Below are 15,061 nucleotides of genomic sequence, written 5' to 3'. Positions count from 1 at the left end.
ATATGAAAAAATATATAGGATTTTCAATCATTGCACTGGGCCTTACCTTGACATCGTGTGACGATTGGCTCGACAAGTTACCCGACAACCGTATGGAGCTTCAGACTCCAAGCGATGTCAGCAGTCTATTGGTAAGTGCTTACCCCAGCTCACACCCTGCCTATCTGCTGGAGATGTATTCAGACAATACCGATGACTGTGTCAACCCTTCATGGTCAGAAGCATCACGTTTTCAGGCTCAGGCTTACAACTGGGAAGACATCACTGAAACAGGTGAAGATGAATCACCTCAGGAACTTTGGAACCGTCATTACCTCGCCATTGCTTCTGCCAATGCTGCCATTGACCTGATTGAGGGAAAGGGTAGCCCTGCTGAGTATACCGAACAGTTGGGTGAGGCTCTGCTCTGCCGTGCTTATGCTATGTTCCAACTCTCTACCGTTTTCTGTAAGGCTTACAATCCTGCTACTGCTTCAACAGATTTGGGTCTGCCTTATCCTATACATCCAGAAAAGGTAGTAGGAACAGTATATACTCGTGGCACTATGGAGGATCTCTATGGTCAGATTGATAAGGATTTGCAGCGTGGTCTTCCTTTGGTGAGCAGCAACTACAGCAAACCTAAGTTCCACTTCAATACCGAAGCCGCCAAAGCATTTGCCGCTCGTTTTTACCTTTACAAGGGCGACTTCGCCAAGGCCATCACCTATGCAACAGAAGTATTGGGCGCCGATCCTACTGCCAAAGCCCGTGATTGGGATGCCTACGCAGCTCTTAACATGAACCAACAGATTCGTCCTGAGGCTTGGGTATCTGCCGACGAGAAGTGTAACTTCCTGCTCCAGACCGTATATTCAGAATGGGGAGCCATCTCTGGTCCTTACTTATACGGTGAGAAATATGCTCATAGCTACCGTATCACCTACGATGAGGATATTGCCTCTAAGGGTCCGTTCGGCGCAGCCAACTCTACTTTCAAACAGCGTGTATGGAGTAACACCGCATTGGCAAACCTATTCCATCGCAAGGTGCCCTATGAGTTTGAATACACCGACCTTCAGGCTGGTATCGGATTTGCCCATGCTGAGTATGCCGTATTCACCACTGAGCAACTTCTGTTAGAGCGCGCCGAGGCTTATGCGCTGAGTGGCGAACTGCAGAAAGCCGTTGATGACTACAACACCATCATGAAGATTTATCAGAACTATCCGAAGACCTTCACCTTGAAGCAAATCGTTGACTTCTACAATGGTGTTAACTATTACACTCCAAAGAAAGCCACCGTTAAGAAGCACTTCGTAAAACCCGTCTATACCATCGATGCCGAGGGTTCAGACCAGGAAGCACTGCTTCAGGCCATTCTTCACTTGCGTCGTATCATGGAAGTCGGCGAAGGATACCGTATGCAGGACGTGAAACGTTATGGTATTGTGATTTACCGTCGCCAGACCAACACAAGTTTCACTATCTCTGCTGTAACCGACTCACTCACTGTTGACGATCCACGTCGTGCCATCCAGCTGCCTCAGGATGTAATCACCTCTGGTTTGGAGCCTAACGACCGTATTACAGTGAAAGACCAGGGCGGTAACATCATGCAGGACTCTGGTTTTATCTACGAGATTAAAAAGTAACGACACACTAAATCAAGAACACAATGAAAAAGATATATTTCATCCTGTTTGCCGTTGTTGCAGCACTCAGCTTCACGGCATGTTCAGACGGTGACCAGCCTTCCGGCAACAGCATCTTTGTGAACGACGAAGCCAAGCCCGATGCCTTTGAGCAGTGGTTGCTGGAAAACTTCACCTATCCTTACAACGTAGAGGTGCTCTACCGCATGAAGGATACCGAGATTGACCACAAATACACACTGACCCCAGCAGACTCTGCCAAGTGTGCTAAGCTGGCCATGATTGTGAAATACCTTTGGTATGACGCATACGCTGAGGTAGCAGGTCCTGACTTCGTGAAGGCCAACACCCCACGTGTACTGCAGTTCATCGGTTCACTTGCCATTGAAAACAACGGAACCGTTGTGATGGGTACTGCCGAGGGCGGTTACAAAATTACCCTCTACAATGTGAACAACCTGGGTTCTGCAATCAAGCTTGACGACTATGATGCACTGAACCAGTGGTACTTCACCACTCTGCACCATGAGTTCCAGCACATTCTGAACCAGAAGAAGCCATACGATACTTCGTTTGACCTCATCTCAGAAGGTAACTATGTCAGCGGTGACTGGTATCAGTACAACACCGACACACAGGCACTGCCACTCGGATTTATCCGTAACTACGCAATGAACGAACCTCGTGAAGACTATGCAGAGCTCTACTCACAGTATCTGACCAACAATGATGCGCTATGGAATTCCAAGATGGAGAAAGCCGGCGAAAAAGGAGAGGCCATCATCGAACAGAAACTGGCTCACATCCGCACCTATATGCGCCAGAACTGGAACATCGACCTTGAAGAGTTGCGTGCCGTAGTTCAGCGTCGTGCTGTGGAATACAAGAAACTTGATTTCGAACACTTAAAGTAAAGACAACGCTATGAAGAAAATATTTTTCTATATCATGTTTGCCGTAGCAGGACTGTCACTTCAGTCTTGTCTGCACGATGACGACGAGATTTTCGACAAGTCGGCTGCAGAGCGTATCAACGAAGCAGTTGCCAATGCCAAGGAAGTGTTGACCAGCTCACAGGAAGGTTGGGTCATGCACTACTATGCTGGTCGGGAATATGCTTATGGCGGTTTGAACCTTGCCATGAAGTTTACCGACGGTAAGGTACAGATGTACAACGAAACTGCAACAAACTCTGACGGTTCCTACAAGTCAGCAGTTTCTACTTATAAGATTACGCGCGACCAGGGTCCTGTACTCGCTTTCGATACCTACAATGATCTGCTCCATATCTATGGTGACCCCGCTGGAAGCGGTGCTCCAACAGATGTTGACGGATGGGAAGCCGACTATGAGTTTGTCATCATGAACATCAGCGAGGATCAGAACACCATTACCCTCAAAGGTAAGAAGTTCAACAACACCATCGTTCTTGAGCGTCTGACCCGTCCCGTAGCTGAATACTTCGATGCTGCATCTAAGATGGCTGAGAGTCTGACCAACACAGGTATTCTTGCCTATACTGTTGGCGACAAAAAGGCTAAGTTCTATCCTGGTTCAAGCGAATACTCAGTGAAATATGTAGATGATAAGGGCGAAGTAGCCTCACTGACTGTCCCCTTCACATCTACCGACAAGGGTGTTCTCTTCAACGAACCTATCGAACTCTTTGGCGATACACTCAAAGGCATCAACGCAAAAGATACTGCTACCGTCAACGATGTACTGACAGCCAACACCATCGTAGTCTCCAACGACGAGTCGAAGACCTTTAGCTTATCAAAGGATCTGAGCGATATCTTCCAGGCAGGCAACTGGTATCTTGCTCTGAGCAATATAGGTGAAGTAGCTGGTCCTGGTTTGCAGTCATTCATTGATGGTTGTAAGGATAGCGAAGGTGAAGACGTGAACTACTGCTACATCGGAACCTATAAAGGTAACTATGGTTTCTATTTCCTCAGCGGAGGTAGATACGCCGGTGTTGCAACATTCGCTGTTGATGCTCCAATAAACGAACCAGATGTCATCACCTTCGATTTCAACGGTTACGAAAGTAACGGTACATACTATGCGAACTACTGTAACTTCGAAGATGCTTACACACCATTCCTCTCTACTTTCAAGCTGAGTACTGACGATGTTAACAATCCTACCGTAATGACATTGACTGACCAGAACAATGCGAAGAATGTCATCAAACTGGTGAAGGACCCTGTGCTCTATCCGGGAAAGCATTAATATTAAATCACATAATAGACTTATAAGCGTATGAAAAAGATATATAGTCTGATCGTCTTTGCCATAGGAAGCCTCACGCTGGCTTCCTGCGGCGACGACGACTTCACAGAGAAAGTCAACACCATTCAGGTGGAAAAATCGGAAACGACTATTCCTGCCGCTGGCGGTTCGGTAGATATTACCCTCACTGGCGAAGGACTGACAGTTGCTTCGGCTGCTGACTGGCTCACCGCCACTATCAACGGCAACGTGCTGACTGCAAGTGCAACAGCCAACCCTACCCGCGAGTCACGTGCCTCACACATTGATGTAAAGGCTGCCAACGGTGACACCTATCTGGTAAGTATCGTACAGACTGGCGGTATGCTCGCACTGGAAAGCAATGAACTCGCAGCCACCGACCTCGACGCTTCTTACAACGTAGCTATCGCAAAGGCTGTCGGTTCAGTTACTGTAAAGAGCCTGTCCGACTGGGTTAAGGCTTCGGTTAACGCAAAGAGCGATTCTATCAAGGTTGAAGTTGCATCAAACGACTATGACGTTGCCCGTCAGGGTAAGATCTTGGTGACCAGCGGTGCACTGGAAGATACCCTCTTCGTAAACCAGGCTGCCATGAAGTTCAGCCTCTCCACCAATGTTGCCAGCATACTGAGCAACGCTGCCGGCAGCAAGACTGTTACCGTTTCCCACAGCAAACCTGTCACCGTGGAGAGCAAGGCTGACTGGATTACCGCCAGCATCACCGGCAATGTGATCAAGGTTTCGGTTGCTGCCAACGCTACTAAGCGCCGTGTAGGTGAGGTTGCCGTGAAGTCAGGTAAATCAGAGAAGACACTCTATGTGAGCCAGCTCGACTTTGCCGATCAGTTCTCAGGAACATACGATTTCCTGTTCTACGACGTAGAAGAGGAAGGATGGTACTATTTCCCTGCCGATGTCACCGATAAGGGTATCAGCATCAAACCATTCAAAAACTTCGGTGCCTATACTATTCCTCTGACCGTCAACAAAACTGCCAGGACTGTGAAAACAGCCAACAGCGGTACCTATCTGGGAGAATGGAGTACCGGAGAAACAACTTTCTACCTGTATCTGGCATGGGGTAACTTCTTCGGAGGAGCCAATAAGATTTGGTCAACTGCTACAGTTACCAACGCAGCATCGACGGGTACTGTTTATGCAGACAAGCTGAAATCAGGTGATGTAGTAACCATCATCGACTGGGCTGGTACCTGGACCTACAATAAAGTCACTAACCAGATCGACACTTGGTTGTTCCAGGCCATGGGTGCTAAAGCATTTAGCACAGCCAACAATATAGGTTCTCTGCTTGCATTAAGCAAGCCTTACTTGATGAGTAATCCTGAGGGCACCACTGCCAAGTATGCGAATAAGAATGGTTGTGCCATTCAGCTGCCTAACGGCGAGTATGCACGTCCTGCAGTATTGAAGAATATTCTAAGACCACTGAAATAAATGGATAGAATATAAACACCTAACAAAACACACTCTCACTATGATTGGTGGACGGGAGATGCCGACGAGGCATGTGCCCGTCCACTTTTTTTTGTTTTTATTCATCCTTTGCATTTGAAGGAAAAAACTTTGTTTCCTTGTCTATCAAATGGCTGTTTTGAACCCATATCATACAAAGCGGGACACTCCTACTACCTTTAGGAATGTCCCGCTTTGAATTTACTCCAAAGACCGATCAGGTTTTGTCAATCCTTCAAACAGCCTATTGGCACTACATACACCCCGTCTTGCGGACGCTGAAAGGCATATTGCCCCACTCCTGTCAGCACCATCTTAAACGAAGGTATTTTCATCTTTGTCGTATCAATCTTGTCTGCAAGAGCAGTAAGGGTCTTCGCACCCTCTTCTATCAACTTGTCGCCACCAAGCTTTATCTCTACCAATCCATACTTTCCATTACGCAAATGGATGACAGCATCACACTCCAAACCATTTTTATCTCTATAATGAAATACTGTGCCGCCAATGGCATCGGCATAGACACGCAGATCTCTGACACACAATGTCTCAAAGATCAAACCAAATGTATTCAAGTCATTCACCAAATCGTTGGGGCCAAGACCTAATGCAGCAGTAGCTATCGAAGGGTCTGTGAAATACTTGGTATCGGATGTACGAATAGCAGCCTTACTTCGCAGATTAGGATTCCATGCAACAGAATCTTCTATCACAAAAATTTTCCTCAAAGCCTTCAGATATGAATAGATGGTATTCTCACTGATCTCAGAACTTTCATTACTTATAATATCAGCCAATATAGTTCCTGCAGTAGCCTGACTGCCTTGGTTCCGTGCATACGATCGCATAATCCGTCGTGCCAATTCACTGTCGCGATTGGCATCATCGACACGAGAAATATCAAAGCTTGTAACAGCCTCAAAATATTCGATTGCCTGCTGGAGTGCTGCCTTTTCTGTCTTCTTATTCAGTGCCTTTGGCCAACCGCCACGACATGTAAGATAAGCCAAACGCTCTAAATCTATCTGATTGATGCCTTCCACAAAATAATCTTCCGCATCGTTGGCAAACATTCTTGCAAGACTTACCTCACCAGTAGAGTCACCAGACTCCCAAAGACTCATGGTACGAAGTTTGAGCCAAGCAAAACGTCCTGTACCAGTATGAAATATCTCATCGAAGTTTGGAGGCACAGCAGACCCTGTCAGTATAAACTGCCCATCTTCATCACGCTGATCCACTTCATTTCTCACCGCATCCCAAAACCTTGGTGCTATCTGCCATTCGTCAATAAGTCGTGGAGTGTCGCCACGGAGCAACAGTTTGATATTGGTTTCTGCCATGGCCATATTCTGTTGTAGGGTGTCGGGATCAGACATAGACAATATACTGTTAGCTTGCTGAGATGCTAATGTCGTCTTACCGCAATACTTGGGTCCTTCGATAAGCACTGCACCCATCGCTTCCAACTTTTCTGCTAATATTTTGTCTGCAATTCTCGCCTTATATTCTTTCATTTTTATAGCTTTTATTTATTCTGATGCAAATATACGATATTTAATTGTATATCAGCACCATATAATCGTTAAATCTTGTTATTTTACCTCCATATTGTGGCAGTTGGCGCTTTTTCGTTGTGGCAGTTGGCGCATTTTCGTTGTGGCAGTTGGCGGAAATCTATAGGAGCGGAGAGAGATAAAGACCTTATTATTTCTCGCACACATACGCGCACACGTGCGCATACAGGCACACGCGATGTCGAAAAAATCGACCACTCGACCACCAATACCGCTTAACCGACAGAGAAACAGTGACTTAATGGGTGTTCGATGACTTTATCCTGACGCGTTTCGACCACCATTCGACCACCAACTGACCAACAACCGACCATCATAATGCTTTTGCAACAAGAGAAAAATGCTGTGACATAGAGGATTTTCATGGCAAACAACGTGACTTTTGCGTGACTGCAAGGCAGGTCACAGACCCGTCGCGCCGCATTGTTGCTTGGTTTTCGGAGTTGACATAACTTTGCAGCGTGTTCTTCCAACCGATGGAGGGACAACGTCTAAGAAAACAACAAACCATTAATTCCAAAAGCAACAATGATGACCTCAACACTTCAAATCCAAATGGACAACGCCCGCACTTTCATCCATCACAACTATCAGCGCATGCCCAGTCTCCACCGCTTGGCTCTTCTCGTAGGCACCAACGAATGTACGCTGAAGAGATGTTTCAAGCAGTCGTTTGGCACTACCGTGTTCGGCTACCTGTTTAATCTGCGCATGGAAATGGCTGTGCAACTGCTGTGCAATACCGACGAACCCGTTTCCACCATCGGCTATCATCTGGGTTACGAGCACCAAAGCCACTTCTGCACTGCCTTCAAGCGCAAATATGGCGTATCGCCATCGCTGTTTCGCGACCAGCAAAACAAGGCCGTTGCAAGTGCATGACAGTCAAAAGGATAGTGCGCTGTTTTGCAAATTCATTGAATTTGGTCAGCAATCTCATTGAATTTGGTCAGCAAATTCAATGAATTTACTCGGCAATTTCAATGATTTTGCCCTACTGTCACGATGATTTTCGTGCACTAAAGAACTGCTTCACGTCTCAAACGAAAGTTGCTCTTCTCAGCAAATCAATTTGTTTTGCCGAGCAAATCAATTTACTTTGCAAAGGAAATCAATTTGTTTTACTGAGCAAATCAATTTACTTTGCATTCGCATCTGCTGCATGTTTATATGAAACATCTGTTTCTCAACATATTATACCGACGACCGCAACACCGTCAACAACAGTCCGCAAACAAGAAGACAATCATGGCTTTTCTGCGGACAAACGAGGGGGATATCTGCCATTGTTGAAAATTTCCACACCATTAACCTTAATTAACACGAAAAAATGAACGTGCGTAACTGTTAATTATATATAATTTTGTATTGCACCAACTTTCAGTTGGAGAAAAATTCCGTAATTTTGCATAATATATATAACCATGTGGCTCATAGCCATGTGGCATCGGTAGGCAAAGGCTTCAACCTGTGCAAGACCATACAACGGGGAATTTGCCCATTGAACCGATGGCAAGTTATAAGACAACGATGAAGAATATATAATAACAAAACATAACCAATGCCTCCATCCGCCACTATGTGGCAGATGGGGGATAAACTTTGTAGAAAAGACAATGATGACAGCGAACGAAATCAGAGAGTCGTACAAGAAATTCTTCGAACAGCACGGACATACCATCGTGCCATCGGCTCCGATGGTCATCAAGGATGACCCCACACTGATGTTCACCAATGCTGGAATGAACCAGTGGAAAGACATTATCCTGGGCACAAGAGAGCCCGAACCACGCCGCCGTGCCGATACTCAGAAGTGTCTGCGCGTCAGCGGAAAGCATAACGACCTTGAGGAAGTGGGTCACGACACCTACCACCACACCATGTTTGAAATGCTTGGTAACTGGTCGTTTGGCGACTATTTCAAAGAAGGCGCTATCGATATGGCATGGGAATACCTTGTCAGTGTGCTCAAACTGAATCCAGAAGACCTCTACGTGACCGTGTTTGAAGGTTCACCTGAGGAGAATATCCCACGCGACGAAGAAGCAGCAAAATACTGGGCGAAGCACGTGCCAGAAGACCATATCATCAATGGTAATAAGCACGACAACTTCTGGGAGATGGGCGATACGGGACCATGTGGTCCATGCTCGGAAATCCACGTTGACTCGCGAACTCCAGAACAGAAAGCTGCCAGTGGAAAAACTGGTCGCGAACTGGTCAATCAGGATGATCCACAGGTGATTGAAATATGGAACCTCGTGTTCATGCAGTTCAACCGCAAGGCTGACGGTTCACTCGAAAAGCTCTCCATGAACGTGATCGATACGGGTATGGGCTTTGAGCGACTGGTGCGCATGATGCAGGGCAAGCACTCTAACTACGATACCGACGTGTTCCAGCCCATCATCAAGGCTGAGCAAGACCTGACAGGACTGAAATATTTCACCTTTGAGGAAGAGACTGCCAACCCCATCAGCAAGGAGCAGAACGAAATCAACATCGCCATGCGCGTCTGTGCAGACCATCTGCGCGCCGTGGCATTCTCTATAGCCGACGGTCAACTGCCCTCCAATGCAAAGGCAGGATATGTCATCCGCCGCATCCTGCGCCGTGCCGTGCGCTATGCATACACCTTCCTGGGACAGAAAGAGGGATTCATCTACAAGCTCGTGCCTACACTGGTACACGAAATGGGTGACGCTTTCCCCGAACTGAAAGCCCAGCAACAACTCATCACCAAGGTGATCAAGGAGGAGGAAGACTCTTTCCTGCGCACACTGGAAAAGGGCATCTCGATGATTGGCGATGCTATGGAGAAACTCAAGGCTGAGGGTAAAAACCAATTGGATGGCGTTCAGGCATTCCGACTGTTCGACACCTACGGATTCCCACTCGACCTCACCGAACTGATTTGCCGCGAAAACGGATTCTCGGTGGATGAGAAACAGTTTAACGCTGAAATGCAGAAACAGAAAGATCGCGCACGCAACGCTGCCGCTGTGGAAAACTCCGACTGGACCGAACTCATGGCTGGCGAACAGCAGTTTGTGGGCTACGACTATACCGAATACAACTGTCATATCCTGCGCTACCGCAAGGTGACACAGAAGAAGAACGAATTCTATGAACTCGTGCTCGACTACACTCCTTTCTACGGAGAGATGGGTGGACAGGTAGGTGACTGCGGTGTACTCGTCAACGAGGCTGAAACCATCGAAATCATCGATACCAAGCGCGAAAACAACCAGAGCATCCATATCGTGAAGCAGTTGCCTAAGGATCCCACTGCCGAATTTATGGCTTGTGTAGATACCGACAAGCGCGACGCTTCTGCTGCCAACCATACGGCAACCCACTTGCTCGACTATGCCCTCCGCCAGGTATTGGGCGACCATGTAGAGCAGAAGGGATCGTATGTCAGCGCCGATACCCTGCGCTTCGACTTCTCTCACTTCCAGAAAGTGACCGATGAAGAACTGCGTCAGGTGGAGCGTATCGTCAACGACATGATTCGTCAGGACATCCATATCGATGAGCATCGCGACGTTCCGTTCGAGGAAGCCAAGCAACTGGGTGCCATCGCCCTCTTCGGCGAGAAGTATGGCGACAAGGTTCGCGTAGTGCGCTTCGGTCCTTCATGCGAGTTCTGCGGTGGTATCCACGCCACTTCAACAGGTCGCATCGGCTTCTTCAAGATACTGACCGAGAGCAGCGTGGCTGCCGGCATCCGTCGTATCGAGGCTAAGACTGGCAAGGACTGCGAGGAAATGCTCTATCAGTTGGAAGACACACTGAAGGCTGTACGTGCATTCTTCAACAATGCAAAGGATCTGCAGGGTGTCATCAAGAAGTATATTGATGAGCACGACACCATGAAGAAGGATATCGAGCAGTTTAAGGCACAAGCCGTAGAGCGCACCAAAGACAAACTCGTAGAGAAGGCTCAGGTGCTCAACGGAGTGACGCTCATCAAGGCAGTATTGCCTCTCGACGCTCAGTCTGCCAAAGACTTGGTATTCAAGATTCGTGAAGCCGTTCCCTCACATCTGCTTTGTGTCATTGGTACCATCAGTGCCGACAAACCCATGCTGAGCATCATGATGAGCGACGATATGGTGAAGGAGCAGGGTCTCCACGCTGGACAGATGATTCGCGAAGCTGCCAAACTCATACAGGGTGGCGGTGGCGGTCAGCCTCACTTCGCTTCTGCCGGTGGTAAGAATACCGACGGTCTGAATGCTGCTATCGACAAGGTTGTGGAATTGGCAAAACTCTAACTGCCTGTTTCCAGCCACATCATAAAGCGACGCGCCGCGAGTAGTTGACTCACGGTGCGTCGCTCGTTGTTATATCCCATGTATTGCACGAATGAAATTCACACAGCAATTCTGAAGCATCGAAGGCAAAGGACAACGGGCTGAAAGCCCAATGGTTTCCTTAGCCCAGGGCAACGCCCTGCGGACACAATGCACATTCCTAACCTACGTCCTGTAAGGATAAAAGTAGAAACCTTGTTGGCGCCAAATAAAATCTTTAACGAAAATCTTAAACAAAATGCGCTCGAATACCTCGCTTTTGGGAAGATTTTTTATAGGGATCGCATCGGAGATGCTCGAATTTTTGGAGTAGCGAAGACAGAGTGAGAGCGCGCTTTCACTATGCTGAGTCACGACAAAAATAACCTATGGTGTAAATCTTAACGAAAATCTTAAAAATAATCTTTAACCAAAATCCTTTTTTCTGTGATTTCCGTGTTCTCCGTGTCTTCCGTGGATAAAATCTTTCCGTGATTTCCGTGTGATAAAAAGTTACCGGAGCGCCTCCAGATAACTGGCGAGTCGTTCCGTCACAACAGTAGCAAGCGCCACTTTACCATCTTGATCAATCACGACAATAGAAGGAATCCACTTCACACCATAAGCCTTAGAGATATCAGTATCATGAAACTTCTTCAACTCCGACACCTGAGGATACGTAATGCCGTATTTCTCGCACGCTGCACGCCACGCCTCAACATTGGTATCCATCGACACACCGACAAAAGCAACACCCTTGTCGCTATATTTCTTATAGAGTTCTACAACGGCAGGAGCCTCCTTTCTACAGTCGGGACACCATGATGCCCAGAAGTCGAGCACTACCACACGACCCTTCAGTTCCGACAGGGAGAACGGTTTTCCATCGATGGTCTGCATCGTGAAATCAGGTGCCACACTACCCACCTTCACCAATTCTGTGGCATACTTGGCATCGAGGTCTCCCTCTTCTGTCTGTTGTGCTTGTACCGAAGCGGTCATCATCACCATCACCGCCAATAATAATTGTTTCATTGTCTTCATATCTTTATCTATAATATTGTTTTCACTGATCACTATACGCCACCGAATACACATAGCGCTGGTCGGCGCTTACCACGGTATCTACCCTGCCCGCACCATCGAGCACAGACTTCATATCGCTGCGGATGCCTTCGCCCGAACGCTTCTGCACCGCCTCTTTCATCGTCCACAGGCGCACAAACTCCAGTTCCGGATTGGCTGATTGTCCGATCTGCAGCAGCTCGTCATCACTCATGGTGTGGCGCACCAATGCCTCACGATAGCCGCGCATCGACTCGATATCGACGCCCACAGGATAGGAATCAATCACACAGATGGCTGCCTCGCGACAATGACTCATATTGAAACAGATGTCTGGATGCCCCACGATAAACGGTTTGCCGTGTTCGCCATAAGAGAACACGGGCGGCTCCATGATGCCAAACTCCCGTTGCAGTCCCTCGCACAACAGCAGATAGGCTGCCACACAAGTGCGACGTCCAAGGTCGTGCTTGAAAGCTAAAGCCTGTTGGCGGCGCTGTTCCGACAGGAGTGACAGGGCGTGCTCCACATCGAGTTGGTCTAAATGGTCGTTGAGATATATCATGGGGCTGTTTCTTGAGGGTTTTGATGCGTATTGTCGGTCTGCGTCTTGGGCCAGTTGACTAAATAGAGGCGCTCCGACGCACGGGTAAAGGCGGTATAGAGCCAGTGGATATAATCGGGAGTGAGCATCTCATCGGTCATATATCCCTGATCCACATAGATGTGTGCCCACTGTCCTCCCTGTGCCTTATGGCAGGTGGCGGCATAGGCAAACTTCACCTGTAGCGCATTATAATAAGGGTCTTGCTTGAGCTGCTTGAAGCGTTCCTGCTTGGTGGGAATGTCGGCATAGTCTGCCATCACCTGTTGGAAGAGTTGTTCCTGTTGGTCGCGGGTCAGTGCGGGAGCTTCTGATGTCAGCGTGTCGAGCAGTATGGTGGCTGTCACTTCGGCATCGTCATAATCGGGGAATGCCAACGTCACATCGGCAAAGCGAAAGCCATAGAGCTTTCGGATGTTGCGCACACGACGCACCTCTGCCCTGTCGCCATTGGCAATAAAGGTTTCGCTGGCATCGGTAGCCTGTCCGGTGGTGGGCAGTTTCCAGTAATAATTGTTTTTCACGATCATCAACTGGTCGCCAGTGGTCAGTTCATCCTCCCGTCCGAGCACCATATTGCGAATGCCTTGGTTGTAGATATTGGCACGCTTGTTGGATCGGGTGATGACCATGGTCTCGTCGAGTCCTACCTCCGAATAGCTTCCTGCCAATGTTTCTATGAGTTCGTCGCCCATCACCAAGCGGATATCGTCAAAGCCTTCGAAGCGTACCTTCGGCAACGATACGTCGCCATATTCCTCCATGGCATCAAACATCCGACGGATGGTAGTGGCATTGTAGAGGATGCCTGAATCCTGACTCTGTCGCAACACTTCATTGAGATCACACTCGCTGACATGCAGTCCGTAGCCTCGCAGGATATCACCCACTAGTGCAGGACTCTCGTCTTCGCCCACTGGTGGCAACTGGGCGCGGTCACCGATGAGCATCAACCGACAGTTGCGCCCGTTATAGACGAAGCGAATCAAGTCGTCCAACAGTTGACCTTGTGCAAAGGGTGTATCGCCATAGGTCGATGCGTTGGCTATCATCGAAGCCTCATCCACGATGAACAGCGTATCTTGTGTGTTATTGTAATTGAGGCAGAATGCCCCTTCCAACGACTGCTGCCGATAGATGCGACGATGGATGGTATAGGCTGAATGGCCCGAATAGAGCGAGAAAACCTTGGCGGCACGACCTGTTGGAGCAAGCAACACCATCCGCTGTTGCAGTTCTGCCATGGTTTTCACAATGGCTGCGGCAAGAGTGGTCTTACCTGTTCCTGCCGAACCGCGCAACACCATGACAGCTTCTTCACGACGGTTGGTCATGAAGGAAGCAAACTGCCCTATGGCTTGCTCTTGTTCGGCGGTTGGCACATGACAGAAGTTATGTCTGATGCGGTAAATCAGTTCGTCGATGATCATACGGTGGTCAAAGTTACGAAATATTGCAGAAATAGAAAAGCATTTTGGGATGATTAACGTTGATGACTGTGATTTTTCCTTGCATCACGCGGTGTACAAGTTAAATTCCTATAAAAAATTCATTCTGTATGCTGTAGATACGTAGAATTCATATAATTTTGCATCAGAGAAGCCAAAGGGGACATTTTTTGTCTCTATTATGTTATAGATTACAAGATATGCAGCCAGATAGTTTGCAAAATTGGATAGAAGTGCAGATGATGCACGGCCGTTACATCTTCACTAAAGCATTGTATCGAGCGTATTTTAGTAAGGATTTTAGTTAAAGATTATATTTGGTGTTGCCTGTCGGCAAGAAATCTTGGAGGAAATCTTTATGTAAGATATAAGGACCTAAACGGTCCAGAAATCTATTTAAGATTGCTATCTCCCTAAAAGATTTCTTGCGTAAGCAACATCTTAAATAAGATTTCCCCAAAAGATTTCTTGCGAAGCAACATCTTAAATAAGATTTCCCCAAAAGATTTCTTGCGAAGCAACTAAAAAACTCATCCGCTTTCTATGTTAAAATCCAAATATTTTGACCATTATTTTTAATCACTAGTGTCCACTAAATAAATTTAAGACTTAATTCTCTTACAGTTTGTAACTTCTCGGCAGGTTCGCTTTTGCCGAGCAAATCTACGAGAGGGGTTCTGTCCAACAATGAGACAGATAAAATTCT

General features: G+C 47.5%; 10 protein-coding genes. 6 read left to right on the top strand and 4 right to left on the bottom strand.

Going from position 1 to position 15,061, the window contains the following annotated elements:
• The first annotated feature begins 2 nt into the window (after nt 1-2).
• From CIK90_RS01115 to CIK90_RS01100, 4 genes are read left to right on the top strand one after another with little or no spacing between them, the layout of a single operon-like run.
• The gene (locus CIK90_RS01115; RefSeq protein WP_094464110.1) at nt 3-1,634 is read left to right on the top strand and encodes a RagB/SusD family nutrient uptake outer membrane protein; all 1,632 of its coding nucleotides are present in this window, start codon (nt 3-5) and stop codon (nt 1,632-1,634) included.
• Between the two features lie 23 nt (nt 1,635-1,657).
• The gene (locus CIK90_RS01110) at nt 1,658-2,548 is read left to right on the top strand and encodes a putative zinc-binding metallopeptidase (protein ID WP_094464109.1); all 891 of its coding nucleotides are present in this window, start codon (nt 1,658-1,660) and stop codon (nt 2,546-2,548) included.
• 10 nt (nt 2,549-2,558) lie between these two features.
• The gene (locus CIK90_RS01105) at nt 2,559-3,869 is read left to right on the top strand and encodes a DUF4302 domain-containing protein (protein ID WP_094464108.1); all 1,311 of its coding nucleotides are present in this window, start codon (nt 2,559-2,561) and stop codon (nt 3,867-3,869) included.
• Nucleotides 3,870-3,899: 30 nt separating this feature from the next.
• Entirely contained in the window at nt 3,900-5,345 is a 1,446-nt protein-coding gene (locus CIK90_RS01100; RefSeq protein WP_094464107.1) for a BACON domain-containing protein, read from the top strand.
• A 245-nt stretch (nt 5,346-5,590) separates the two neighbouring features.
• On the opposite strand, the gene CIK90_RS01095 is transcribed toward CIK90_RS01100, so the two are convergent.
• Complete coding sequence (locus CIK90_RS01095) at nt 5,591-6,880, bottom strand: ATP-binding protein (RefSeq protein ID WP_094464106.1); 1,290 nt, start codon at nt 6,878-6,880, stop codon at nt 5,591-5,593.
• Nucleotides 6,881-7,468: 588 nt separating this feature from the next.
• Between CIK90_RS01095 and CIK90_RS01090 the strand changes: the two genes are divergently transcribed.
• The gene (locus CIK90_RS01090) at nt 7,469-7,822 is read left to right on the top strand and encodes a helix-turn-helix transcriptional regulator (RefSeq protein WP_094390545.1); all 354 of its coding nucleotides are present in this window, start codon (nt 7,469-7,471) and stop codon (nt 7,820-7,822) included.
• Nucleotides 7,823-8,556: 734 nt separating this feature from the next.
• Nucleotides 8,557-11,220, top strand: coding sequence for an alanine--tRNA ligase (alaS, locus tag CIK90_RS01085; RefSeq protein ID WP_094464105.1), 2,664 nt, complete (start codon nt 8,557-8,559; stop codon nt 11,218-11,220).
• A 531-nt stretch (nt 11,221-11,751) separates the two neighbouring features.
• Here alaS and CIK90_RS01080 read toward each other — a convergent pair.
• From CIK90_RS01080 to CIK90_RS01070, 3 genes are read right to left on the bottom strand one after another with little or no spacing between them, the layout of a single operon-like run.
• Nucleotides 11,752-12,273, bottom strand: a complete 522-nt coding sequence (locus CIK90_RS01080) for a peroxiredoxin family protein (RefSeq protein ID WP_371327162.1) — start codon at nt 12,271-12,273, stop codon at nt 11,752-11,754.
• 31 nt (nt 12,274-12,304) lie between these two features.
• Entirely contained in the window at nt 12,305-12,868 is a 564-nt protein-coding gene (locus CIK90_RS01075) for a 4'-phosphopantetheinyl transferase superfamily protein (protein ID WP_094464104.1), read from the bottom strand.
• Nucleotides 12,865-14,337 (bottom strand): ATP-dependent RecD-like DNA helicase, encoded by a 1,473-nt coding sequence (locus tag CIK90_RS01070; protein ID WP_094389935.1) that lies wholly within the window; start codon nt 14,335-14,337, stop codon nt 12,865-12,867. Before CIK90_RS01070 ends, CIK90_RS01075 begins: the two co-directional genes overlap by 4 nt.
• Between the last annotated feature and the right edge of the window lie 724 nt (nt 14,338-15,061).

Origin of the sequence: Prevotella sp. P5-126, from assembly GCF_002251185.1 — a bacterium.
In the GTDB taxonomy this organism is placed as follows: Bacteria; Bacteroidota; Bacteroidia; order Bacteroidales; family Bacteroidaceae; genus Prevotella.
The sequence above is the reverse complement of the archived record's forward strand: the minus strand, read 5'-3'. Positions and strand labels throughout refer to the sequence as shown.

Coding starts and splice junctions, on each gene's coding strand:
- CIK90_RS01115 (WP_094464110.1), top strand. CDS start 3: ATGAAAAAATATATAGGATTTTCAATCATTGCACTGGGCCTTACCTTG.
- CIK90_RS01110 (WP_094464109.1), top strand. CDS start 1,658: ATGAAAAAGATATATTTCATCCTGTTTGCCGTTGTTGCAGCACTCAGC.
- CIK90_RS01105 (WP_094464108.1), top strand. CDS start 2,559: ATGAAGAAAATATTTTTCTATATCATGTTTGCCGTAGCAGGACTGTCA.
- CIK90_RS01100 (WP_094464107.1), top strand. CDS start 3,900: ATGAAAAAGATATATAGTCTGATCGTCTTTGCCATAGGAAGCCTCACG.
- CIK90_RS01095 (WP_094464106.1), bottom strand. CDS start 6,880: ATGAAAGAATATAAGGCGAGAATTGCAGACAAAATATTAGCAGAAAAG.
- CIK90_RS01090 (WP_094390545.1), top strand. CDS start 7,469: ATGATGACCTCAACACTTCAAATCCAAATGGACAACGCCCGCACTTTC.
- alaS (WP_094464105.1), top strand. CDS start 8,557: ATGATGACAGCGAACGAAATCAGAGAGTCGTACAAGAAATTCTTCGAA.
- CIK90_RS01080 (WP_371327162.1), bottom strand. CDS start 12,273: ATGAAACAATTATTATTGGCGGTGATGGTGATGATGACCGCTTCGGTA.
- CIK90_RS01075 (WP_094464104.1), bottom strand. CDS start 12,868: ATGATATATCTCAACGACCATTTAGACCAACTCGATGTGGAGCACGCC.
- CIK90_RS01070 (WP_094389935.1), bottom strand. CDS start 14,337: ATGATCATCGACGAACTGATTTACCGCATCAGACATAACTTCTGTCAT.